Origin of the sequence: Occultella gossypii, assembly GCF_019947135.1 — a bacterium.
GTDB lineage: Bacteria > Actinomycetota > Actinomycetes > Actinomycetales > Beutenbergiaceae > Occultella > Occultella gossypii.
On the sequence record NZ_JAGSHT010000017.1, the window covers coordinates 157,464 to 179,238 of the forward strand.

The window sequence follows — 21,775 nt, forward strand, 5'->3', positions numbered from 1 at the left end:
GTGAGTCCTCGTTTCGTTCGCGGGAGGGGGCCGGCACGGCCGGCCCCCTCGGTGCAGGGTCGGCTACTGCATCGCGAACTCGACGGTGGCCTGCGCCTCGGCCAGGGCCGATTCGGGGTCAGCACCGTTGAGGATGTTCGTGATCGCGGCACTGACGGCGTCGCGACCCTCGTAGTAGTACGCGCCGGTGTTGACGCTCGGCACCTGCGCGCCGAACTCGACGGCGAGCTGGAAGACGGGCTGGTCGGCGAAGAACGGGTGCGGCTCGGCGTAGACGTCGGACTCGCTCGCCGGGATCCAGTTCGCGATCGCGCCGGACGACGGCAGGATCGTGTCGTAGAACTCCGTGGACCCCGCGAAGGTGGCGCCGAGGAAGTCGGCTGCCAGCTCCGTGTTCGCGTTGGAGCTGACCACCCAGGACGAACCGCCGTTGGCCGAGTAGTTCGTCGCCTCGCCAACACCGTCGAGGCTCGGCAGGTTGGTGATATTCCACAGACCGGACTGGTCCGCGGCGGTCTGGATCGAACCCAGGATCCAGACGCCGTTGATGGTCCCCGCGACGTTCGAGTTCACGAACGTGCCGATGTACTCGTCCCACGAGTTGACCTCGACCAGCACCCCGCTCTCCACCAGGCGGGTGTAGACGTCGATGGCCTGCAGGAGTGCATCATTGTCGGTGATCGTCGGGTTGCCATCGGCGTCGAACAGGCTGCCGCCGGTGCTCTGCAGGATCATCGTGATCAGGTCGGACTCGCCGGCCGTGCCGGACAGCAGCGGCTTGCCCGTCTGGGCCAGGATGTCCTCGCCGTTCGCGATGAACTCGTCCCAGGTGATGTCGGTGAAGTCCTCGATCGTGTAGCCCGCCTCGGCCAGGATGTCGGTACGCAGTGCGGTCACCGCGGCGCCGTTGTCGAACGGCACGCCGTAGTTGTCACCCTCGGTCGTGGAGAAGGCGACGACCGACTCCGGGAACTCCGCGAAGTCGATGCCCGAGTCGGTGATGGCGGTGAACAGTTCGGGGTAGTTGATCAGGTTCTTCTGGAACGCGTTGTTCTGCATCAGGAAGATGTCCGGGAGCTCCTCCAGCTCACCCGTCTGCGCGAGCGTCGTGAGCTTGGTCTGGATGTCCTCCCAGGGCGTCTCGATCACCTCGACCGTGACGTCCGGATTGTCCTGGGCGTAGATCGTCGCGGCTTCGTTCATCGCATAGACGTTGAACGCGGGGTCCCAGGCCCACACGGTGAGGGTCTGGTCGTCGCCGTCGTCCCCGCCGCCACCACCACCGTCGTTCGAGCCGGAGCCGCCACCACAGGCGGCCAGTGCCAGCGTGATCGTGGCCACGCCGGCCACGGACGCGAGTGTCATCTTCTTACGCATCGGATACAAGTCCTTCGTTGGCCGTATCGCACCGAGGTACGGTTCGGTGCATCCCCCGGAAGGCGGCGCCGCCCTCCGATCATGTGCTCCCGTTGTGGACCCACCCACAGGTACCGCCGGGAGTTCCCGGCGGCCGGCTGCCCACGAACCGGTGTGCGCTTCGTCGCGCGTTCTCCTCATCTCTGAAGTGAGTGCCCTGGGCACCGTCCATCCGGGTCGCGACCGACATGGCATGCCGGTCGCCGTCGGCGCTCGGCATCCGTTCCCGGTCGGACCTCGATGTCGGGCGCCCAGAATGTTGACGTCAACTTAGCACCGCCCCACGGTGCCTTGTCATCCTGTTCGCCATTACGCTCTGGTAACAATCGGACCGTCGGTGTTCATCACGTCGATTCGAATGTTGACGTCACCATGCGCCACTAGACTGGATCCTCATGGTGAGCAACAGGGGCTCGCGGCCGAGGAGTCGCGGCCCCTCGATCGAAGATGTGGCCGGCCTCGCGGGCGTCTCCGCTCAGACCGTCTCGCGCGTCGCGAACGAGGCCGACAACGTCCGCCCGGCAACCCGGGAGCGGGTGCTCCAGGCCATGGACCGGTTGGGCTACACCCCGAACCGCGCCGCCCGGGCCCTACGCAACGGCGCCTTCGGTTCGATCGGGCTGATCGCGCGCACGTTCGCCCGCACCGGCGAGGCCCTGACGACCCAGTCGGTCGTCGAGGCCGCCGAGGCGCAGGGCTATTCGGTCACGCTGCTCGCGGTCCGGGAGCCGGAGGCGAACGGTTGGCGGCACGCGGTGCAGCGACTGTCGCACCAGGCTGTCGACGGCCTCATCATCATCCGAGCCGAGGAGACGACGCCGGAGTCGTTCCTGCTGCCGCGCGGACTGCCGGTCGCGGTCTCGGACTCCCGGTTCATCGGCTACTACCCGGATGTCGGTGCCGACCAGGTGCAGGGCACCCGGGACGCGGTCGAGTATCTGCTCGGGCTCGGCCACCGCACCGTGCACCACCTCGCCGGCCCGGCGGACTCCGAGCCCGCCATGACGCGCAACGCGAGTTGGCACCGCACGCTGGAGGGCGCCGGCATCAGCCCGCCGGCAGTCTGGCGGGGGGACTGGACGGCTCAGTCCGGCTACGAGGCCGGCCGGGAGATCGTCGCCGACGCGTCGGTCACCGCTGTCTACGTGGCCAACGACGACATGGCACTGGGACTGCTGAGCGCTGCGCATGAGGCCGGCCGCCGCGTACCGGAGGATCTCTCCGTCATCGGGTTCGACGACATCGACCTCAGTAGGTTCGCACATCCCCCACTGACGACCGTGCGGCAGGACTTCGACCGCGCCGGACGTGAGCTCGTCCGGCTCGTGCTGCAGCAGCTCGCCGAACCCGGCAGCGTCCGCTACGACGAGCGCGTCCTGCTCCCGACCACCCTGATCGTCCGCGGCAGCACCGCGCCACCGCCTGCGCCCTGACCGGCGGGACGCTGCGCTCTCCCAGATCCCACGGGCCATCACGAGATGAGAGCCCCGCCCGAGAAACGTGGGCGAGGCTCTCATCTGCGGCGGTAGCGGTGGGATTTGAACCCACGGTGGGCTGTTGACCCACACAGCATTTCGAGTGCTGCACCTTCGGCCGCTCGGACACGCTACCTGGCCGGGACAGGTTACCCGGCCCGGACCCTCGCGCCCAAACCGGCTGCCCGTGGCCGCGCGCGAATCCGCCCCGTACGCTGGCGAACGTGACCAATCCCACCTCGTCCACGTTCGCCGACCTGGTGGAGTTGCTTGCGGGCAAGAAGTTCGCGGTCCTGACCGGCGCGGGGGTCTCGACCGACTCCGGGATCCCGGACTACCGCGGCCCGGACTCCCCACCGCGGACCCCGATGACCTACCAGCAGTTCGTCTCCGACGAGGGGTTCCGCCGGCACTACTGGGCCCGCAACCACGTGGGCTGGCGGCACATGCGCACGACCGTGCCGAATGCCGGCCACCGTGCTCTGGCCGAGCTCGAGGAGCGCGGGATCGTCCTCGGCGTCATCACCCAGAACGTGGACCTGCTGCACGAGCGCGCCGGCTCGAAGCGGGTCATCGACCTGCACGGGCACTACAACGAGGTGAAGTGCCTGAACTGCGGAACCCTGTTCACCCGCGCGCAGGTGCACGAGCGGCTGGACGCCCTCAACCCGCGCTTCACGGCCGATGTCGGGGACGTCGAGATCGCCCCGGACGCGGATGCCGTCATCGCCGCGACGGAGTCCTTCGTGATCGCCGACTGCCCTGTGTGCGGCGGCATGCTCAAGCCGAACATCGTCTACTTCGGCGAGAACGTCCCCAAGGAACGCGTGCACGCCGCATTCGAGCTCGTGGACGCGGGGCAGGCGCTGCTGGTGGCGGGCACGTCGCTGACCGTCATGTCCGGGCTCCGGTTCGTGCGGCACGCCCACCGCGAGGGCATGCCGGTCGGGATCGTCAACCGCGGCACCACCCGCGGCGACCCGTTGGCCGCCGTGAAGGTCGACGGCGGCGCGTCCGAGACGCTCGTGGCGTTGACCAGATCCCTGGGCTGAGCCGGGCGAGGGTCAGCGGGCCGGGTCCGGATCGGGCGCGACCATCATGACCCGCTGCAGCGGCAGTGCCTCGGGGTTATGCTCACGCAGCCAGGTCGCGAGCTGCTCCCGGACCAGGCACTGCAGCACCCAGTCGTCGTCGGTGTTCGCCGTGGTGACCAGCACCCGGATGGTCAGCCGCTCGCCCTGCGCATCGGTGACCAGGACCGATCGGGACCGGCCGTCCCACAGCTCGCTGGCGTCGACCGCCCGCTCGAACTCGGCGCGCAGGCCGGCCAGGTCCACGCGCCAGTCGAGCGACATCAGGAAGGTGCCCGTCACGCTGTCGCCGGTGCGGCTCCAGTTGATGAACGGCGTGGTGGTGAAGTAGGTGGATGGCAGCACCTTGTGGCGCTCGTCCCAGATGCTCACCACCACGTAGGACAGCGTGATGTCCTCGATGGTGCTCCAGGTGCCGTCGACCTCCACGACGTCCCCGATCCTGATCGCGTCGGTGAAGGCCAGCTGAAGTCCTGCGAACACGTTCCCCAGGCTGGTCTGGGCGGCGATCCCGATGACCACCGAGAGCACCCCCGCCGAGGCGAGGATCGTCGTCCCCACCCGTTCCACGCCCGGGAACGTGAGCAGCGCGAGGGCAGCGCCGATGACGACGAACACCACGCCCACCACGCGCCGCAGCAACTGCATCTGGGTCTGCGCGCGGCGCCGGCCGCGGTCGTCGGACTTGCGGGCGACCACGCGCCGCTGGACGTGCTCGAGCCACGCGAGCATGAGCGTCGCGGCGAACCAGACAGCCGCGAGGAGGACCGCGATCAGCAGGATATGCAGGGCGATGTCTCGGTACGTGCCGCGTTCGGCATTCGCAGCCACCGCCGTCCGGAGCGCGATTGAGAGCAGGAGGGCGCCGAACGGTCTGCGTACCCGCAGCCACGCGCGGCGGAGCCATGGGGTGCGGTGACCGACCCGGGTGAGCAGCAGATTGACGGCGAACAGGACCAGGGCGACCGCACCCGCGGAGAGCGCGACGGCGATGATCCAGCTGAGGACGGGCCAGATTTCCATCCCTCCGGTCTAGCAGAGGACCCTGGGCGCCTGCTGGGCGGCGATGACTTTCCGGCATGACTGGGGTCTTCCCTGTCACGGGCGCCGGAACCGCGGCGCCCGGGACCGACCCCCGGAGGCACAGACATGGACATCAGCGTCGACAGCATCATGATCGGCACCACGGACCCTGACCGCCTGCACGCCTGGTACACCGCCGCGCTCCCGCCGCGGGGCGACCACCGGGCCGGCCACTACCGGATCCTCGACTACGGCGGCTTCTACCTGTTCATCGACGGCCGCGAGGACGTCCAGGCCGACCATCCGGATCCGGCCCGCACCCTGATCAACTTCGACGTGGACGACGCCCGCGCCGTCGCCGAGCGCGTCGACGCGGCCGGCGGCCGGTGGGTCGCGCCGCTGGAGGACCGGGACGGCAGCCTGTTCGGGACCGCGCAGGACCCCGACGGCAACTACGTCCAGATCGTCCAGCTCAGCCCGGCCGAGCTTGCCACGATGGAGGGTGGGCCACACACCAACCTGCCCACCGGCCTGCTGGCGTCACGGTCGTTCAGCGGGTTCGCGGCGCCGGACACGGCGGTCGCGGCGGCGTTCTACCGGGACGTGATCGGCCTGGAGGTCAGCGGCGAGCCCGGCGGGATCGTGAACCTCAGGCTGGGCAACCGCACGGTGATCATCTACCCCAAGCCCGACCATGTACCGGCGACCTACACGATCCTGAACCTGCCGTCCGTCGACATCGATTCGAGCGTGCGGGACCTGACCGCGCGCGGCGTGGTGTTCGAGACCTACGACGGGATGGATCAGGACGATCTGGGCATCCATCGTGGCGGTGGCCCCCTGATCGCGTGGTTCACCGACCCGGCGGGAAACATCGTGTCGGTGATCGAGGCCTGAGCCGACGGCGCGGCGTCAGTGTCGCGGTCGGGGCGCCTCGTCGCTCCTCCCGCGCCGGGCGGCGAAGAACTCGGTGAGCAGCCGCGCACTCTCGTCGGCGCGCACTCCCCCGGTCACCTCGGCGCGGTGGTTGAGCCGGGAGTCGCGGACCACGTCCCGGGTGGACCCGCAGGCGCCGGCCTTCTCGTCCCAGGCGCCGAGCACCACCCGGGCCACCCGGGCGAGCACGATCGCGCCCGCGCACATGGTGCAGGGCTCCAGGGTGACCACCAGCGTGCAGTCGTCCAGGCGCCAGCGACCGCGCCCCAGCCCCGCCGCGCGCAGGGCGAGGATCTCCGCATGAGCGGTGGGATCGCCGTCGGCCTCCCGCCTATTGTGCGCGACCGCGAGCACCTCGCCGTCGCCGGAGACCAGCACGGCGCCCACCGGCACGTCGCCGTCGGCCGCGGCCCGCCGGGCCTCGTCGAGGGCCAGGCCCATCAGGGCGTGCTCGGACGCGGCGGCAGCGCCGGGGGCTGACTGGGGCGAGTTCATCACCTCCTAGTGTGGTGCAGCGGCCGCGACATCGGGGCCGCTACATTGACATCATGCGCCTCCACGTCGCCGAGCACCCGCTGATCGCCCACAAGCTGACCGTGTTGCGCGACGTGCGCACGCCGTCTCCGTTGTTCCGCCAGCTCACCGAGGAACTCGTGACCCTGCTGGCGTACGAGGCCACCCGCGAGATCCGCACCGAGTCGTGGGAGATCACCACCCCGGTGACGGAAACGGTCGGTACCAAGCTCGCCGAACCGCGCCCGATCGTGGTGCCGATCCTGCGCGCCGGCCTGGGCATGCTCGAGGGCATGACCCGGTTGCTGCCGACCGCGGAGGTCGGGTTCCTGGGCCTGCAGCGCAACGAGGAGACGCTCGAGGCGGTCACCTACGCGAACCGGTTGCCGGACGACCTCTCCGGGCGACAGTGCTACGTGCTCGATCCGATGCTCGCCACCGGCGGCACCCTGGTCGCCGCGATCGAGTACCTGTTCGAGCGCGGTGCCCGGGACGTCACCGCCGTCACCCTGCTCGCCGCCCCGGAAGGGCTGCGCAACGTGCAGGAGGCCATCGGGGACCGCGCCGACGTGACCATCGTGACGGCCGCCGTCGACGAGCGTCTGAACTCCAAGGGCTACATCGTGCCCGGCCTCGGCGACGCCGGCGACCGCCTCTACGGCGTCGTCGACTGACGCCGACTCAGATGTGACCCAGGGCCTGGGTCAGGTCCGCCTTCAGGTCCTCGGGGTCCTCCAACCCCACGGACAGGCGCACCGTGGAGTCACCGATCCCGACGGCGGCCCGCTCGTCCCAGCTGATCTTCGAGTGGGTGGTCGTGGCCGGGTGGGTGACGATCGACTTCACGTCGCCGAGGTTGTTCGAGACGTCCACCAGGCGCAGCGAGTCGAGGAACGCGAAGGCGCGGTTCTTGACCTCCTCGGGTTCGCCCTCGATGGCCAGATCGAACGTGACGACGGTGCCGCCCCCGCTCATCTGCTCCCTGGCCAGCGCCGCCTGCGGGTGGGAGTCCAGGAACGGGTACCGGACCCGGGAGATCAGCGGGTTGTCCTCGAGCCAGTGCGCGAGGTCCAGCGCGGCGGCGGTCTGGGCACGGACCCGCAGTGCCAGCGTCTCCAGCCCCTTGAGCAGGACCCACGCGTTGAACGGGCTCAGCGACGGCCCGGTGTTGCGGATCATCTGCTTGACCGGGCCCTCGATGTAGTCCCGGCTGCCGAGGATCGCGCCGCCGAGCACCCGACCCTGGCCGTCGATGTGCTTGGTCGCGGAGTAGACCACCACGTCGACGCCGAACTGCAGCGGCTTCTGCAGGATCGGGGTCGCGAAGACGTTGTCGAGGATGACGACGGCGCCCGCGGCGTGCGCGAGTTCGGTCACCTTCGCGATGTCGACGATGTCCTGCATCGGGTTGGACGGCGTCTCGAACAGCACCACGTCCGCCGGGGTGGCCAGGGCGGTCTCCCATTGGGACAGGTCGTGGGCGTCCACGTAGTCGGTGGTGACCCCCCACTTGCTGAAGATGTCGTTCAGCAGCACCACGGTGGACCCGAACAGCGCACGTCCGGAGACGATCCGGCTACCGGAGCGCACCAGTGCCGCGATCGAGGTGAACACCGCGGACATCCCGGTTGCCGTCGCGAAGCACGCCTCGGCGCCCTCGAGCAGGCGTAGCCGCTCCTCGAACGCGGACACGGTCGGGTTGCCGTACCGGGAGTAGATGAACCGGTCGAGCTGGCCCTTGAACGCCGCCTCCGCGTCGGCAGCCTCGTCGTAGACGTAGCCCTGGGTCAGGAACAGCGGCTCGGCCATCTCCCGGAACTCGGTGCGTTGGATCCCGCCACGCACGCCAAGGGTGGCGTCGGACAGACCCTCGGGCAGCTCGGCGCGGGGTCGGGGGTCGCTCACGACTGCCGCCAGGGCAGGCCCTCGGCGCGCCAGCCGCGCTCGCCGCGGTGGCCCTCCGGCCCGACGCCGCCCTCGAACCCGTCCACCACGTTGTACGCGGGGCCGAACCCGGCGGCGGTGGCCGCCTCGGCGGCCCCGATGGAGCGCTGGCCGCTGCGGCACAGGAACACCACCGGGCGCTGGTCGCCGGGGGCGAGACCGGTGGCGGCGAGCTGCTCGAGGAACGAGGGGTTGCGCTGGCCCTCCGGGAACGTGTTCCACTCGATCAACGCCGTCGGGCGGTCGATGGAACTCGTCTCGGGGACGCCCACGAAGGACCACTCGGCGCGGGTGCGGACGTCCACGAGCACCGCATCCGGGGTCTGCTCCAGCAGTTCCCACGCCGCGCGTGGACTCAGATCACCTGCGTAACTCAAACGAATCGAACCTCTCCTTGAGTGGCCTGGGGCAGCACCACGGCCTGCGCGGCGACCACCCGGGCGCCGTCGAACGTCACGGACGGGGACCCGTACAACTGGTATCCCTCGGCGAGCGCGTCACTGACCCGCGCGCAGAACTCCGCGTCGTCGGGTCCGGTGAGCAGGCGGTACGTGTGCCGCTCCGGGGCGGCCGGCTGGGACGGGCCGTCGTGCGGTGCGAGGTCACTCATGAATCTCCTCCATCGGTCCTGGCGGTAGCACCATGTCCACGGGGGGATGGTTGCTGCGGCGTCGTCGAGCCAGGTCTCTCAGCCACTCTGGATGGGTCCGGCTGCGATGGTATGCCCGGCCACCCGCCGCCCCCAACCCGCGGGCACATCTGCCCATCCTGCGAGACGGCCGGCCCGCCCTACGCTGACTGGCATGACGGATGCCGCGCCCGCGCCCTCGATCGCCTCCCTCCAGGACGTCATCGACGACACCTATCTGTTCGGCCTCGACCGCCAGCGCGAGACGATGGACCTGACCCAGTCCGATGGCCCGTACGGGGACAAGTACAGCTCCGGCTACCGCACCGACATGACCGGCGGCACGATCACGTTCGTCGGCACGGACGAGATCACGGTCCGCGCCCACTTCGTCGGCTCCGCGGCCCCGGGCCCGAAGTCGTGGCTGTGGGGCTGGGAGAACGTCAACTCCTTCCCCGAGCCGGTGGTCGCGCGGGTGGCCGCGGTCCGCGAGTTCGGGCAGCGGTTCGGCATCACCGAGCTCACGACGGCAGAGGTCCCCTTGACCGCGGAGCCCGCCACCGTGGCGCGTAGGTTCGCGGCCGCCGCGAGCCTGGTCGCCGGGCCGTTGCCGTTCGTCACCTTCGCACTCGAGAACGGCACCGTGCTGACGTTCCTCGTGGAGTCACCCGCGCTCGAGCCGATCCCGGCGAGCGCGATCCGGGCCGGGTCGGTGCTCCCCGAGGCCGCGTCCGAGGGGGCGATCTCGAACTGGCCGCGGGCGCTGCGCGCGTACGCGCAGTGGCGCGGCTTCACCGTGGCGGAGGAGGGTGGGGCCATCACCCTGTGGGCCCCGAACGGTCACGTCGAGGCCAAGCTGGACGACCAGGGCAGGCTCACCGCCCTCAGCATGTCGGCCGGCCCCACCCCGGCCTGAGGGCACCGACGTGCGGGACCTCGCCACCCTGGCCGGTCGCATCCGGGGCTAAGGCACTCCCACTGCGGTCAGCCGCCGAGGATTCCCCGCGACATGGCGACGGCGACCGCCTCGGTCCGGCTGCTCACGTCGAGCTTGGCCATGACCCGGCTCAGATGCACGCTCACCGTCTTCTCGCTGATGAACAGCTCCGTCCCGACGGCTCGGTTCGTCAGCCCCTGGGCGACGAGTTCGAGCACCGACTGCTCGCGCGGGGTGAGCAGCGCGACGGCGGCCGCCCGTTGACCGGGCACGTTCAGGCGGTACCGGCGCGCGGTCGCGAGGAGCGCCTCCTCGAGGGGCCGGGCCCGCAGCGCCCGTGCGGTCGCGAGCGCGTCGAGGAGCTCGTCGCCACCGTCGTCCGGATCGGACTCCGGACCAGCGTCGTCGCCCGACTCCTCGCCCGGCCCGGCAACCGCCGACGCACCCGCCGGCCCGCCCTCCGCGCGGAGCGCGAGCAGCACCTCCGCCAGGCGCCAGCGCGCGATGGCCTGCTGGTAGGTGTCGCCGTAGCCGAAGGCGTCGACGAGAGCGCGCCACGGCGCCGGGTCCGTCTCGCCACGCATCCGGCTGGCCTCGGCCCGGCACCGGGCCAGCCAGGCGAGGCCCTCCGGCCCGATGGTGGCCGCGCGCGGCCGGCCGCGCTCCGCCGCGTCCTCGGCGACGGCGAGGAAGCGTTCCCCGGTGGCGACCGCCTCCCGCTCGGCGTCCGAGTCGTGGACCTGGCGGGCCCGGGCGGCGAGGTCCGCCTGGGCGGTGATACCGACCGCGGCGACGTGGATGAGCGCCAGCATCGGTGGCTCGTCCTCGTCGCAGGCGCGCTGTTCGAGATCGGCGGTCGAGCCCATCGCGTTGTGCAGGTTGCCGGCGATCGCCGCCGCTACGGGAGCCGACACCTCCGCCGGGCGGTGCTGCCATAGGTCACGTTCGGCGCGGGCGAACAGCGCGATCTTGAGCGGCTCGTCGTCGGCGAGCACCCAGGTGTCGACCCGGTCCAGAGCGGCCTCGACCTTCTCCCACTCACCGCGACTGGCCGCGAGCAGCGCGGCGGATGCGGCCAGCACCCCCGAGATCCAGTCCGGTGCCTGCTCGCCCGGCGGGCTCGCCAGCTGCTCGACGAGGTCCCAGGCCCCGCGCGCGTAGTTCACGTGCACCGCGATCCAGGCGAGCTCCCGACCGTAGGTGGCCCAGGTCAGCCCGGTCTCCGCGGCCCGAGCCAGACCCCGGTCGAGCTGCGTCGCGGCGGCTTCGAGCTCGCCGAGCTCGAACTGCCCCACCGTCAGGTTGAACACGGCGCGCAGCTCCACCTCGAAGGCACCTACCTCGGCTGCTCGCATGCGAGCCTCCTCGAGGGTGGTCAGGGCACGGTCGACCTCACCGTCGCTCAGCTGCATGTAGGCCAGGGTGGTCAGCGCGTCCGCCTCCGCGCCGCCGTCCCCACTGGCGCGGGCGTCTGCGATCGCAGCCTCGGCGTATCCCCGGCTCGAGTCCTTCAGTTCCCCGAACGCGAGCGTGCTCAGCACCCAGGCGCGTTCGGCACTCGTGGGCTCGTCCCGGATCAGGTCCCAGGCGTCGGCGATGACCGACTGCGCCTCCGGCCACTGATCCACGGAATACAGGATCTTGGCGAGCCGACGGCGCACCGAGGCTCGCGCAGCGACGTCACCCTCGGCGTCGGCGAGTTTGAGCGCGGACCGGGCGAACGCGAGGGACCGGTCCACCTGCCCGGCGGCCACCGCGGCGTCGGAGGCCTGGATGGTCAGGTGGAGCTCGTCGGTGCCGCTCACCGTGGCCGGCTCCGGCACGGCCTGCCACAGGGCCAGTGCGCTCTCCAGGTGCGCGAGCGTGTCGGCGGTCGCACCGACCTGAGCGGCCTCGTCCGCGGCGCCCACGTGCGCGGCCAGCGCGGTGGGCAGATCGTTGGCCCGGCTCGCGTGGTAGGCCTGCGCGCCACGCCAGCCGGGCAGGCGCAACTGCGCGAGCAGGCTGGCGTAGGCCGCGTGGATGCGGGTGCGCTCGCCGGGCAGCAGGTCGGAGTACGCCGCCTCCCGCAGCAGGGCATGCCGGAACTCGTACGAGTCATCGCCGTCGGGATCGGCGACCAGCACGTGCAGCTGGACGCAGTCGCGCAGGGCGTCCTCGAGCTCGTCGTCGGTCAGGTCGAGAACCGCCCGGAGGGTGCTGTGCCGGATCCGGCGCTGGCCGGAGACCGCGGCGGTGCGCACCAGCCGCTGTCCGTTGGGGCCGAGCCGTTCGATGCGGCCGAGGAGGACGTCGGCGAGGGCGTCGCCCAGACCTGTGGCCGAGCGGGCACTGGAGAGCAGTTCCTCGGCGAAGAACGCGTTCCCCTCGGAGCGTCGGGCGATATCGGCGATGAGGTGCTCGTCGGCCCCGGCGCCGAGGTGGTCGAGCAGTGCCAGCTCGCGTGCGAACGCCCGTGTCTCCTCGGGTGAGAAGGGGTCGAGCTCGAGGCGTTCGACCCGGCGCATCCGCCCCAGTTCCACCGTCATCGGCCGCACGGGGTGCCGCCGGTGCAGGTCGTCCGAGCGGTAGGTGAGCACCACCGTGAGCCGTTGCTCGGACATCCGAGCGACCAGGAACGTGATCAGGTCCCGCGTGGAGGGGTCGGACCAGTGCAGGTCCTCGATCACGAGCAGGACCGGCCGCTCGGCGCTGAGCGTGCTGAGCACGCCGAGGAAGGAGTCGAAGAGCGGCAGCTGCTCGGTGGGACGGTCCGCGCCCGAGCGGCTCACCAGGGACGCCAGCGCGTGCCGGTCCTCAAGGATCGCGGGATCGGCGTCACGGATCTGTTCGAGGATCTCCACGACGGGCAGGTACGGCGGGGCAGACTCGCCGAGGCCGACGCAGTGGCCGGTGAGCACGTAGCCACCGCCGGCCCGGACCTCGGCTGCGAACTCCGTCACGAGCCTGGTCTTGCCGACTCCCGCGTCACCGGGCAGCAGCACGGCCGCCGCAGACCCGGCGGCGGCCTGCGCCCAGATCTCGCGCAGGCGCGCGAGTTCGTCACCGCGCGCCACCAGCGCGATCTCGGAGCCGACCCGTGCCACATCCGAGATCTTGTCACGGGTCGGCTCCGTGGGGACGGATGTATATCCACCCCAGGGCTCCACGACGGCTGCCACGCTCGGCCCGCTCAGGCCCGCTTGACCAGGTCTGCGGCGTCGAGACGGCGCGCCGCGGCCGCCCGCCGGACCCGGCGCTCCTCGATCAGGCGGCGCACGCCGCTGCGGCGTACGTTCTGCTGCCGGGAGCCGAGTTCCGACAGCAGGTGCTCGCGCCGGTACGCCAGGTCGGCGTTCAGAATGTCCAGATTTGGTTCCATGAGGTACTCCATGCTCGTTCCCATGACCGACACGGTGCCGCTGAGGCGCACGGGTCAGGTATCGGAGGGTCACGCGGGCCCTCGGGAGCCGACCCCTTACCCGCGCCCTGAGGGGTCGCGCAGGCAGGTAAGGGATGCCCCGATCCGATGCTCTCCGCGGGGTAAGGGGTCCCGCCGACGGCCGTGCGCACACGTGCCGAACCAGTCCGTCCCTCAGCGGAGGCGACCCGCACGCACCGCCGTACGGCGAGCGTCCACCATGCGGACGCACGTCGCCGGTCCGCCCGGCGCCCGGGTGCCTCGTGGCATCATGTCGTGCAGGTCATGAGTGCCAGCGCGTAGCCCCGGCTTGCTGGCCGGCAACCCTCCAACCGCGGTGGGGTGCCCCGGGTGACGACCGGGTCGGTGCCGCGGTGGCGCCGGCAAGCGCGGGCCCACGGGTCCCACAGCGATCTGGAGGATCTCCCATGGCACTACTCCCCCTCGTCGGCTCCGAGACCCGGGTGCCGCTGACCGTCCCGCTCGACGGTGCCGCGACCGTGCGGTACGCGAACCTCGACTACGCCGCGAGCGCCCCGGCCCTGGCCGCCGTCGCCGAAGCCGTCACCCGGGCGTTGCCCCTGTACGCGTCCGTGCACCGCGGCGCCGGGTACCTGTCCCAGGTCTCCACGGCCCTCTATGAGCAGTCGCGGACGGCGATCGGCCGGTTCGTGGGCGCCCGTACCGGCGACGTCGTGGTGATCACCCGCAACACGACGGACTCGCTGAACCTGCTCGCCGGGTGCGTGCCGGACGGCGCTCGGGTCCTGGTGCTGGACATCGAGCATCACGCGAACCTGTTGCCCTGGCAGCGGATCGGCGCCGACGTTCTGAAGGCACGCGAGACCGTGGCCGCGACGCTCGAGGCACTGACCAACGCCCTGGCCACGCGGAACTACCGGCTGGTGGCCCTCACCGGCGCCTCGAACGTGACCGGCGAGTCCCTGCCGGTGGCGGAGGTGGTCGCCCTCGCGCACGCGGGAGGAGCCCGGGTGGTCGTGGACGCCGCCCAGCTGGCACCGCACCGGCCGTTCTCCCTCGCCGCGACGGGCGCGGACTATGTGGCCATCTCGGGACACAAGCTGTACGCACCCTACGGCGCGGGCGCGCTGATCGGCCGGCGGGACTGGCTGGACGCCGGGCGCCCGTACCTCGCCGGCGGTGGCGCGGTGACGAACGTCGCCGTGGCCCACACCGCCTGGGAACCGGCGCCGCAGCGACACGAGGCAGGTAGCCCGAACGTGATCGGAGCCCTCGCCCTCGGGGTCGCGGCGACCGAGCTGACCGCTGTGGCCGATCGTCTCGCCGAGCACGACGGTGCGCTCCGTGAGCGTCTGGTGTCCGCTCTCACCGAGATCCCCGGCGTGCGGGTGCTTCGGCTCTGGTCGGACTCCGCGGACCCGGTGAGCGTGGTCTCGTTCACGGTGGCCGGCCACGATGCCGGCCTGGTGGCCGCGTACCTGTCCGCCGAGCACGGCATCGGCGTCCGCGACGGGCGGTTCTGCGCGCACCCCCTGCTCGAGGCGAGGGGGGTCGCCGCCGGCCTGCGGGCCAGCATCGGCCTGGGCACCACCACCGAGGACATCGACCGGCTCGTCCGGGGCGTGTCCGAGTTCGTCACCAGCGGCCCCAGGTCGGACTACGAGGTCGTGGGCGGCCGCTGGCAGCCGCGCGACGACCAGCGAGAGCTCCCCGAGGCGATCGCGCTGCTGCAGGCACTGCACGCGGACTCCGACGCTTCCTCCGTGCTGGCCACGGCCGCCGCGGGTGCGGGTTGCGGTCCCGCGCCGTCCGTCGCCGAGGTGCTCGCCGCCGTCGCCCACTGAGAGCCCTCACCCCGCGAGCGTGCGGTCCTGCGGCGCATCACCCGGATGAGCCGCGGAACAGCACGCTCGCCGGGGCCAGCGATCAGATCGTGTTGTCCGCCGCGACGGTGTCGATCTCCCAGACCCGACCGTCCGGGTCGCCCTGATCGTGCGCGTCGACGGCGGCCCGCATCACGTCCTCGACCTTCGTCATCATCGCTTCGAACTCGGCCTCGGTGAGGCGGACCGTCCGCTGGACGAGGTAGGCGTGCACGTCCGGGGCGCGACCGGCGACGTACTCGGGCGCCCAGGCGGCCACCCTGCGCACGAGTTCGTGGTGGTCGTCGATCACTGTGCGCATGAGCACGCTCCCGAGCATCTCGTCCTCGACGGGGTGCTCGGGGGTGCCGAGGCTGTACGCACCTGGCACCCGCGTCCAGACGCGGTCCCGCCGGTCCCGCGCCCGCTCGGGAGCCTCGACGATGAGGCCCGCATCCGCGAGGACGCGCAGGTGGAAGCTGACGCTGTTGGCCGCCTCGTCGAGATCCGCGGCGATGTCCGCCGCACGCGCGAACTCACGCTGGGTGAGCACCTTCGTGATCCGCCGCCGGAGCGGGTGCGCCAGCGCCTTGAGCATCGCCGACGTCATCACGGCCTCGTTCCAGGGCCCACCCGCGCGCTCGGTGGTGGTGGCCGGCACGGTGCCATCAGTGCCGTCCGTGCGCTCGTCCTCCGTGTCCGACATGGTTCGAGCATATCCCCAAGGAATCTTGCGCAAGAATCATTGCGCAATACTCCTTGCGGATCTAGGGTTGCGGACATGACCTCCGAGACGACCGTTGCTGCTCCCCCGTCGCTGCTGCGCAACACCCGGTACCTCACCTGGCTGATCAGCGACACCAGCAAGGGCCTCGCGGCCGCCCTGTTCTCCTTCGCGGTCCCTCTGCTCGCTCTGATCATCACGAACGACCCGGCTCGGGCCGGCATCATCGGCGCCGTGGGCCTGGCCGTGCGCGCGCTGACCACCCTCGCCGGCGGCGTGATCGCGGACCGGTACCGCCGGATCGCCCTGATGGTGCTCGGATCGTCGATCGGCGTCGCGATCGCCGGCTCGTTCACCCTGCTGGCACTCGGAGACGCCCTCACGTTCATGACCCTCCTGATCGTCGCCGTACTCCTCGCGGCGCGCACCGGCTTCTTCGACGTCGCCGGCGAGAGCGCGCTGAAGGAGGTCGTGCCGGACGGCGCGATGGGTCGGGCGCAGGCGGCGAACCAGGGCCGCGATGCCGTCCTGCAACTGGCCGGCGGGCCGCTCGGCGGCGCGCTGCTCGCCGTCGGCGGCTGGGTGGTCGGCGCTGCGATGACCGCCTGTCACCTGATCGCGGCGATCACGGCGTGGCTGCTCGGCCGGTCGTCGCGCGCGGCCGAGGTGAACCCTACGGCCGAGGCACGCGTTCCGGCCGATCCGGGCGTCCCCGACACGCCCGCCGCGACCCCGGCCACCGCGGGTGCGCGGACACCCGAACCGAACGCGCTAGCGGAACTGCGCGCCGGCTTCGCCTGGCTGCTCTCCCGCACCGACCTGCGAGGCGTCCTGCTGGTGTCCACGATCATCAACCTCGGCTTCAACGCTGCCATCACGACCGTGGTGTACGGGCTGCAACAGGACGGGCAGTCCCCGGCTGCGATCGGTTGGGTCTCGGCCGGCGCGGGTGCCGCGATGCTGCTCGGGGCGGTCGTCGCGCCGATGCTGGTGTCCCGGGTGCCGGCCGGCGTGCTGACGATCGTCGGGCTGACCGTGGCGGCCGTCGGCGCCTACTCCCTCTCGCTCGTGGACTCGGTCTGGGCGATCACCGCCGTGCTCGCAGCCTCGGTGCTCGCGGTCCCCGCCCTGAACGCGGCTCTGATGGGGTACTTCATGGTCGCGACACCGAGCGAGCTCCTCGGCCGGGCGAACAGTGCGTCCATGGTCCTCGGGATCGGGGCGATGCCGCTCGGTCCGCTGATCGCGGGCTTCGGGCTCGCCTGGATCGGGCGTGAGGGCACCATCGCCATCTGCGCGGCGCTCTGCGCCGTCGCTGCACTCCTGGCAATCACCAACCGTGGCCTGCGGGCGCTGCCCGCAGAGTCCGGCTGGACCGCCCACGCCGCGCGGTTCGGCACCCGCTGACCCCTCTGGACCCAGCCACTCACGGAGTCATCGTGCGGCCCATCGGGTCCATGCGCCGCACCATCGCACTGCCGCCGGGTTCTGCGGCGTGGGAGTGGGGGATGATGTGTCCGTGACCAGCCTCGATGCTCCGGTTCCCGACGTTCTCGGCGGCGAGTTCACCGCCCGGACGATCACGCTCACGCCCGACGGTGCGGCGGTCGGGCCACCCGTTGCGACACTGGTCCGGCTCGGCGCCGAGCGCACCCAGGACGTCGCGGTCCTGTACGTGCACGGATTCTGCGACTACTTCTTCCAGGCCGATCATGCGGCCGCGTGGGCCGAGCACGGCTATGACTTCTTCGCGCTCGACCTGCGCGACTACGGCCGGTCGATCCGGCCCGGCCGCCAGCCCAACTGGATCGCCGATCTGGCCGCCTACGACGAGGAACTGGACGCCGCGCTGGCCGCGATCCGCGCCGAGGGCTACCACGCGGTCCTGCTGCTCGGCCACTCGACCGGCGGCCTGATCACGACGCTGTACGCGAGCGACCATCCCGGAGCCGTGGATGCCCTGGTCCTGAACAGTCCGTGGTTCGACCTCAACGAGAACTGGTTCCACCGGGTGATCACCACGCGGGTCGTGGACCTCATCGGCCCTCGCGTTCCCCACCTCAAGGTCGGACGTGTGAACCAGGCCTACGGCCGGCATCTGCACGCTTCCACGGGCGGGCCGTACGACTACGACCTGGCCTGGAAACCCCTCGAGGGTTTCGAGGCGCACGCCGGCTGGCTGCGCGCGATCCGCCGCGGCCACGCCCGGATCGCACGCGGGCTCGACGTGGACGCGCCGGTCCTGATGTGCACGTCCGCCCGGTCCGGATCCGCGAGCCGGCCGAGTCAGGACGATCTCAACGGCTCCGACTGCGTCCTGGACGTCGAGCACATGCATGCCCGGATCGGGCGAGTCGGACCCGACGTCACCGCGGTACGCATCGCCGGTGGTTGGCACGACCTCGCCCTCTCCGGGCCGGCCGCTCGCGCCGACTACGAGCGCACCGTCTTCGACTGGCTCGCGGCTCGCCTCAGGACCGGCGCGACCACTCGCTAAGGTATGCCCATGACCGTGCCGGCGCCCCCACCCCAGGGCGCACCGGCAGATACCGGTCAGGGACAGTCGCTGCTCAGCGAGAGCGTGTCCCTGTTCCGCACCACCGGCCGGCTCCTGGCACGGCACTGGCTCCCGCTCGCGGTGATCGCCGGCGCCGGCGTCGCGGCGCACTGGTACCTGCTGGATCTCGCGGTCTGGCTCGGCCGGCTCGGAGCCGTGCCCGGGATGCTCGGACTCTCGCTGGTCCCGTTCAGCACCATGCTCGCGGTGATCGGGATGCTCCTGGTCCTGCGGCGCCGGGAACGTTCGCGGCACGTCGCGGTCGACCTGCTCGCCGCCACCGGGAGCGTGCTCCTGCCGTTCCTGGTCGTCTACCAGAGCGGCGGTCGCCTGGACGACGACCTGCGCCACCACTCCTACTTCGGGATCCAGGACGACTTCTCGCGTTTCGACACCACCGACGTCGACGGCGCCTCCCGGATCCCGGACGCGGCCTCCGCCCTGGTGCTGGCGATCGTGGCGGTCGCTCTGATCGGCCGGCTCATCGGTGGCTACTTCGTCACGTCCGGGCGGTTCTGGAAGGGCCGGGACGACCCCCGGCGCACCGCGCTGCAAGCGCTGGTCGGCTACCTCGAGCTGGTCTGGATCGTCCTCGGCGCCTATGTGGTGGGCAGCCTGGTGGCCACCGCCGTCGGGTGGCTGGGCAGCCGCGCGGTGACGCACTGGGTCATCGACTTCTGGGCCGGGGTGCGGATCGACTTCCCGGTCATCGGTGGCGTCGGCGACTGGGTCGTCGGCGCGATCGGACCGGTCGCCGCTGCGCTAGGGACCGCCCTCATCGTCCCGATCGCGTGGCTCGCCATCGGCATCATCATCTACGGGATCGAGGCCAGTGACGTCATCGCCGATGACGAGGTGGCCCGCCTCGGCGGCCGCGCGCCGCTCCTGAGCCGCGTCACCCGCCGGTTCGGTGACACCACCATCACCAAGGCCTGGCACGCCCTGGCCGAGCCGAACGGCCGGTTCGGCGCGCTGATGGGTGGGATGGCCATGATCGTGCGGGCCGGCTGGGTCACCGTGCTGGTCTTCTGCCTCGGCTACGTCCTCATCACCCAGATCCCCTACCTGGTCTGGGGAGTGGCGCGTCTGCTCGCCGGCAACATCACCACGCTCGGCTGGTTCGCCCTCTGGGACCCGCTGGACGTCATCGCCGAGATCCTCGTGCTGATGGTCTCCGCGGCCCTGCTCGCCGCGGCCGCGGACGCCCTGCTGCAGCGCTACGGCGCCAACCCCTCGCTCCGGCTGCCGCTCTCCCGCCGGAGGCCGGGAGCCAACCCGCTCGGCTACTCCCGCGGCACCATGCACCAGGGCACCGACCAGGCCTGGGGCGACCGGCCGCCGTCGGGCATCACGGCGCCGCAGGCGGCCCCCGAAGGCGCCGGGACCCACCGGCTGGGTCACTCGGTCACGGGCAGCCTGAAATAGTCCGGGGACAGGCTCCAGCTCGACTCGAGCCGGACCGTGGCCGGTTCGGCGTCCTCCGGCATCAGGACGAGCAGGTACTGGACGGCGGGCAACGGGTCGTCGCCCGGTTCCGGCTGCGCGACGTCGAGGGAGTCCTGGATCCCCTCCACGCCGTAAGGCACGTCGTTGCCCGTCTCGAACCGCCGGCCCTGGGTGTCCTGGACGAGCGTGTCCAGGCTGTAGATCTCGGTGTTCGTGCTCTCCACCGCGAGGCCGACCTGCCACAGCACCGTGCCCGCGGGTGGCTCCCACCGCTCATCGTAGGTGTCCACGCCGCCGTCGAGCCGTTCGACCCCGACCAGTTCGATGCTGACGCCCTCGTGGCTGGCCACCCCGTTCGCGTCAACCGGTACCGGCACGTGCGACTCGCCGTGCCACCAGGTGTCCCGGGCCTCCGCGCTCACCCGCCAGCCGAGCGAGCCCAGGACCAGGATCCCCACCACCGCGAGTGCCACCGTGGCGCGCCGGGACCGGTGCTGCGGCAGCGGCGGCGGGGCGGCCGGTAGCGGCTCCTGAGCCGGTGCCATCCAGTCCTCGCGACCCTGCCCGGGTTGGTACGGGGGCGGGTACGGCGCGGGTCCGCTCATCGCTCACCGACCGGCAGCAGTTCGGGTTCCTCGACGACGCCCGGACCGGGCTCGACCGTGCCCGGGTCCACCCGCAGCGCGAGCACGGCGTACGGCATCGGGGTGTCGGAGCCCGGTCCCAGACCCGACGGCCAAGCCTCGAAGGTCAGGTCGCCGAGCGCGTCCAGCGGCACCTCGAAGGCCAGGGTGCCCCGGTGCCAGAGGTCCGGGCTGGCGAACCATTCGCCGAAGTCGCGGCCGGTGATGGGGTACCGGCGGCCGCGCTCGTCCACCAGCACGAAATCACCGGGCAGGCTCGGCTCGTCGGTGGTGGCGTAGGACAGGTCGACGAGCACCCAGACCCCCACGGTCTCCAGCGGGTTCTCATCCTCGTCGAGGATCGTCTCGTACGCGCGCGCACCCGAGACGTTCACCTGCAGGGGATGCACCACCGAGTCCCGCCCGAGGGTCATCCGCACGCCGATGGGCCCGTTCGGGGGTGCGTTGGCCTCGAGGGCGTTGACACCGAGCCCGGCGCCCACCAGCACGGCGAGCATGACGACGGTGACCGCCCAGGCCGGGAACTGCCGGCCGGTCACGGTTCCTCGTCCAGGATCGCGGGCGGGATCTCGTCGTCGCGGGGCACCGTCACGACACCGATCCGGTCCCCCGCGAACCAGGTGGGCTCCTCGAACAGGAAACTGATGTCCTCGTAGGTCTCGGTGAGGGTGAGCTCCACCTCGTCCCCGATGGCACCGGAGTCCCGCACCGGCCAGAGCATCGCGACGTGGACCGGCAGGTCCGCGGTCAGGAAGCTCGCGCTCGAGTCGTCGGCCAGCAGGACGACCTTCTGGAACCGCTCCTCGACCAGGTCCGCACCGCTCAGGCGGAAGTTCTGATGGTCGGTGTAGATCCCTTCGAGCTCGGAGGTCTCGAGCACCATCACCACCCCGACCCAGGCATCCGCCTCGTCCGGGATGCCGTAGATGTCCACCTGGTCGGAGACGAAGAAGGACTCCACCGTCACCGAGTACGGGCCGACGTCCACGGTCTCGCCCACCGTGAGCTGGCGGGCGGGCTCGGGTGCGACCCTCGCGAACCCCCCGACGGCGGCGATCACCACGACCAGGACCCCCACCATCGCGATCGCGACCCGCCGCGGCCAGGTGCGCACGATCCAGCGCGCGATCCCCGGCACGCTCAACAGCGCCCCCACGTCGTTGGCCACGCGCCAAGAGTACGCCGATGCACGGGATG

The 21,775-nt window shown here is 71.3% G+C and carries 21 protein-coding genes, 1 tRNA gene and 2 riboswitches; of the genes, 9 read left to right on the forward strand and 13 right to left on the reverse strand.

The genetic code is table 11. The features are described from left to right. Positions 1–63: 63 nt before the first annotated feature. Positions 64–1,377, reverse strand: a complete 1,314-nt coding sequence (locus KCQ71_RS18395) for an ABC transporter substrate-binding protein (protein ID WP_223408602.1) — start codon at positions 1,375–1,377, stop codon at positions 64–66. 434 nt (positions 1,378–1,811) lie between these two features. Here KCQ71_RS18395 and KCQ71_RS18400 point away from each other — a divergent pair, with 434 nt between their 5' ends. Then, complete coding sequence (locus KCQ71_RS18400) at positions 1,812–2,849, forward strand: LacI family DNA-binding transcriptional regulator (RefSeq protein WP_223408604.1); 1,038 nt, start codon at positions 1,812–1,814, stop codon at positions 2,847–2,849. A gap of 90 nt (positions 2,850–2,939) precedes the next feature. Here the strand turns inward: KCQ71_RS18400 and KCQ71_RS18405 are convergent. Then, a tRNA-Ser gene (locus KCQ71_RS18405) sits at positions 2,940–3,027 on the reverse strand. 79 nt (positions 3,028–3,106) lie between these two features. Here KCQ71_RS18405 and KCQ71_RS18410 point away from each other — a divergent pair. Beyond that, the gene (locus tag KCQ71_RS18410) at positions 3,107–3,943 is read left to right on the forward strand and encodes a Sir2 family NAD-dependent protein deacetylase (RefSeq protein WP_249423246.1); all 837 of its coding nucleotides are present in this window, start codon (positions 3,107–3,109) and stop codon (positions 3,941–3,943) included. A gap of 12 nt (positions 3,944–3,955) precedes the next feature. On the opposite strand, the gene KCQ71_RS18415 is transcribed toward KCQ71_RS18410, so the two are convergent. Further along, the gene (locus KCQ71_RS18415; protein WP_223408606.1) at positions 3,956–5,005 is read right to left on the reverse strand and encodes a mechanosensitive ion channel family protein; all 1,050 of its coding nucleotides are present in this window, start codon (positions 5,003–5,005) and stop codon (positions 3,956–3,958) included. A gap of 126 nt (positions 5,006–5,131) precedes the next feature. On the opposite strand from KCQ71_RS18415, the gene KCQ71_RS18420 reads away from it, so the two are divergent. Then, a complete protein-coding gene (locus KCQ71_RS18420) occupies positions 5,132–5,902 on the forward strand; it encodes a VOC family protein (RefSeq protein WP_223408607.1) in 771 nt (256 codons plus the stop codon). 15 nt (positions 5,903–5,917) lie between these two features. On the opposite strand, the gene tadA is transcribed toward KCQ71_RS18420, so the two are convergent. Next, positions 5,918–6,436, reverse strand: coding sequence for a tRNA adenosine(34) deaminase TadA (gene tadA / locus KCQ71_RS18425; protein ID WP_223408608.1), 519 nt, complete (start codon positions 6,434–6,436; stop codon positions 5,918–5,920). Between the two features lie 53 nt (positions 6,437–6,489). Between tadA and upp the strand changes: the two genes are divergently transcribed. Then, the gene (upp, locus tag KCQ71_RS18430) at positions 6,490–7,128 is read left to right on the forward strand and encodes a uracil phosphoribosyltransferase (protein ID WP_223408609.1); all 639 of its coding nucleotides are present in this window, start codon (positions 6,490–6,492) and stop codon (positions 7,126–7,128) included. A 7-nt stretch (positions 7,129–7,135) separates the two neighbouring features. Here the strand turns inward: upp and KCQ71_RS18435 are convergent, their stop codons facing one another. From KCQ71_RS18435 to KCQ71_RS18445, 3 genes are read right to left on the reverse strand one after another with little or no spacing between them, the layout of a single operon-like run. Then, entirely contained in the window at positions 7,136–8,359 is a 1,224-nt protein-coding gene (locus KCQ71_RS18435; RefSeq protein ID WP_223408610.1) for an O-succinylhomoserine sulfhydrylase, read from the reverse strand. After that, positions 8,356–8,775: a rhodanese-like domain-containing protein gene (locus tag KCQ71_RS18440; RefSeq protein ID WP_223408611.1), complete on the reverse strand. Its 420-nt coding sequence runs from the start codon at positions 8,773–8,775 to the stop codon at positions 8,356–8,358. Before KCQ71_RS18440 ends, KCQ71_RS18435 begins: the two co-directional genes overlap by 4 nt. Beyond that, positions 8,772–9,008 carry a DUF1737 domain-containing protein gene (locus KCQ71_RS18445; protein WP_223408612.1) on the reverse strand — a complete coding sequence of 79 codons (237 nt, stop codon included), beginning with the start codon at positions 9,006–9,008 and terminating at the stop codon, positions 8,772–8,774. Before KCQ71_RS18445 ends, KCQ71_RS18440 begins: the two co-directional genes overlap by 4 nt. A 6-nt stretch (positions 9,009–9,014) precedes the next feature. Continuing rightward, a riboswitch (SAM riboswitch) is annotated at positions 9,015–9,106 on the reverse strand. Between the two features lie 95 nt (positions 9,107–9,201). Between KCQ71_RS18445 and KCQ71_RS18450 the strand changes: the two genes are divergently transcribed. Further along, positions 9,202–9,942, forward strand: a complete 741-nt coding sequence (locus KCQ71_RS18450) for a DUF6882 domain-containing protein (RefSeq protein WP_223408613.1) — start codon at positions 9,202–9,204, stop codon at positions 9,940–9,942. Positions 9,943–10,010: 68 nt separating this feature from the next. Here the strand turns inward: KCQ71_RS18450 and KCQ71_RS18455 are convergent, their stop codons facing one another. Together KCQ71_RS18455 and KCQ71_RS18460 are read right to left on the reverse strand one after the other, a co-directional pair. Beyond that, on the reverse strand, positions 10,011–13,049 hold the full coding sequence (locus tag KCQ71_RS18455; protein ID WP_223408615.1) for a helix-turn-helix transcriptional regulator: 3,039 nt from the start codon (positions 13,047–13,049) through the stop codon (positions 10,011–10,013). An 86-nt stretch (positions 13,050–13,135) separates the two neighbouring features. Then, positions 13,136–13,348, reverse strand: a complete 213-nt coding sequence (locus KCQ71_RS18460) for a hypothetical protein (protein WP_223408617.1) — start codon at positions 13,346–13,348, stop codon at positions 13,136–13,138. Positions 13,349–13,644: 296 nt separating this feature from the next. Next, positions 13,645–13,759, forward strand: a riboswitch (SAM riboswitch). A gap of 32 nt (positions 13,760–13,791) precedes the next feature. Between KCQ71_RS18460 and KCQ71_RS18465 the strand changes: the two genes are divergently transcribed. Beyond that, entirely contained in the window at positions 13,792–15,189 is a 1,398-nt protein-coding gene (locus KCQ71_RS18465; protein ID WP_223408619.1) for an aminotransferase class V-fold PLP-dependent enzyme, read from the forward strand. A gap of 82 nt (positions 15,190–15,271) precedes the next feature. Here the strand turns inward: KCQ71_RS18465 and KCQ71_RS18470 are convergent, their stop codons facing one another. Then, positions 15,272–15,913 carry an ArsR/SmtB family transcription factor gene (locus tag KCQ71_RS18470; RefSeq protein ID WP_223408621.1) on the reverse strand — a complete coding sequence of 214 codons (642 nt, stop codon included), beginning with the start codon at positions 15,911–15,913 and terminating at the stop codon, positions 15,272–15,274. A gap of 75 nt (positions 15,914–15,988) precedes the next feature. On the opposite strand from KCQ71_RS18470, the gene KCQ71_RS18475 reads away from it, so the two are divergent. The 3 genes from KCQ71_RS18475 (at position 15,989) to KCQ71_RS18485 (ending at position 19,913) form a co-directional block, all read left to right on the forward strand. Beyond that, positions 15,989–17,338 carry an MFS transporter gene (locus KCQ71_RS18475; RefSeq protein ID WP_223408624.1) on the forward strand — a complete coding sequence of 450 codons (1,350 nt, stop codon included), beginning with the start codon at positions 15,989–15,991 and terminating at the stop codon, positions 17,336–17,338. A 112-nt stretch (positions 17,339–17,450) separates the two neighbouring features. Then, positions 17,451–18,428, forward strand: a complete 978-nt coding sequence (locus tag KCQ71_RS18480) for an alpha/beta hydrolase (protein WP_223408626.1) — start codon at positions 17,451–17,453, stop codon at positions 18,426–18,428. Between the two features lie 9 nt (positions 18,429–18,437). Further along, positions 18,438–19,913, forward strand: coding sequence for a hypothetical protein (locus KCQ71_RS18485; RefSeq protein ID WP_223408628.1), 1,476 nt, complete (start codon positions 18,438–18,440; stop codon positions 19,911–19,913). Here KCQ71_RS18485 and KCQ71_RS18490 read toward each other — a convergent pair. Genes KCQ71_RS18490 through KCQ71_RS18500 form a run of 3 tightly spaced genes read right to left on the reverse strand, consistent with a single transcriptional unit; the run spans position 19,886 to position 21,746 of the window. Then, positions 19,886–20,539 carry a hypothetical protein gene (locus KCQ71_RS18490; RefSeq protein ID WP_223408629.1) on the reverse strand — a complete coding sequence of 218 codons (654 nt, stop codon included), beginning with the start codon at positions 20,537–20,539 and terminating at the stop codon, positions 19,886–19,888. The two genes, KCQ71_RS18485 and KCQ71_RS18490, sit on opposite strands and share 28 nt — an antisense overlap. Further along, the gene (locus KCQ71_RS18495; RefSeq protein ID WP_223408630.1) at positions 20,536–21,117 is read right to left on the reverse strand and encodes a hypothetical protein; all 582 of its coding nucleotides are present in this window, start codon (positions 21,115–21,117) and stop codon (positions 20,536–20,538) included. The genes KCQ71_RS18490 and KCQ71_RS18495 overlap by 4 nt, the downstream gene beginning before the upstream one ends. Further along, entirely contained in the window at positions 21,114–21,746 is a 633-nt protein-coding gene (locus KCQ71_RS18500) for a hypothetical protein (RefSeq protein WP_223408631.1), read from the reverse strand. Before KCQ71_RS18500 ends, KCQ71_RS18495 begins: the two co-directional genes overlap by 4 nt. Between the last annotated feature and the right edge of the window lie 29 nt (positions 21,747–21,775).

Bases quoted from the DNA above. Each gene is read 5' to 3' on its own strand.
- KCQ71_RS18395 (WP_223408602.1), bottom strand. From the start codon at position 1,377: ATGCGTAAGAAGATGACACTCGCGTCCGTGGCCGGCGTGGCCACGATC.
- KCQ71_RS18400 (WP_223408604.1), top strand. From the start codon at position 1,812: ATGGTGAGCAACAGGGGCTCGCGGCCGAGGAGTCGCGGCCCCTCGATC.
- KCQ71_RS18415 (WP_223408606.1), bottom strand. From the start codon at position 5,005: ATGGAAATCTGGCCCGTCCTCAGCTGGATCATCGCCGTCGCGCTCTCC.
- KCQ71_RS18420 (WP_223408607.1), top strand. From the start codon at position 5,132: ATGGACATCAGCGTCGACAGCATCATGATCGGCACCACGGACCCTGAC.
- tadA (WP_223408608.1), bottom strand. From the start codon at position 6,436: ATGAACTCGCCCCAGTCAGCCCCCGGCGCTGCCGCCGCGTCCGAGCAC.
- upp (WP_223408609.1), top strand. From the start codon at position 6,490: ATGCGCCTCCACGTCGCCGAGCACCCGCTGATCGCCCACAAGCTGACC.
- KCQ71_RS18445 (WP_223408612.1), bottom strand. From the start codon at position 9,008: ATGAGTGACCTCGCACCGCACGACGGCCCGTCCCAGCCGGCCGCCCCG.
- KCQ71_RS18450 (WP_223408613.1), top strand. From the start codon at position 9,202: ATGACGGATGCCGCGCCCGCGCCCTCGATCGCCTCCCTCCAGGACGTC.
- KCQ71_RS18460 (WP_223408617.1), bottom strand. From the start codon at position 13,348: ATGGGAACGAGCATGGAGTACCTCATGGAACCAAATCTGGACATTCTG.
- KCQ71_RS18465 (WP_223408619.1), top strand. From the start codon at position 13,792: ATGGCACTACTCCCCCTCGTCGGCTCCGAGACCCGGGTGCCGCTGACC.
- KCQ71_RS18470 (WP_223408621.1), bottom strand. From the start codon at position 15,913: ATGTCGGACACGGAGGACGAGCGCACGGACGGCACTGATGGCACCGTG.
- KCQ71_RS18475 (WP_223408624.1), top strand. From the start codon at position 15,989: ATGACCTCCGAGACGACCGTTGCTGCTCCCCCGTCGCTGCTGCGCAAC.
- KCQ71_RS18485 (WP_223408628.1), top strand. From the start codon at position 18,438: ATGACCGTGCCGGCGCCCCCACCCCAGGGCGCACCGGCAGATACCGGT.
- KCQ71_RS18490 (WP_223408629.1), bottom strand. From the start codon at position 20,539: ATGAGCGGACCCGCGCCGTACCCGCCCCCGTACCAACCCGGGCAGGGT.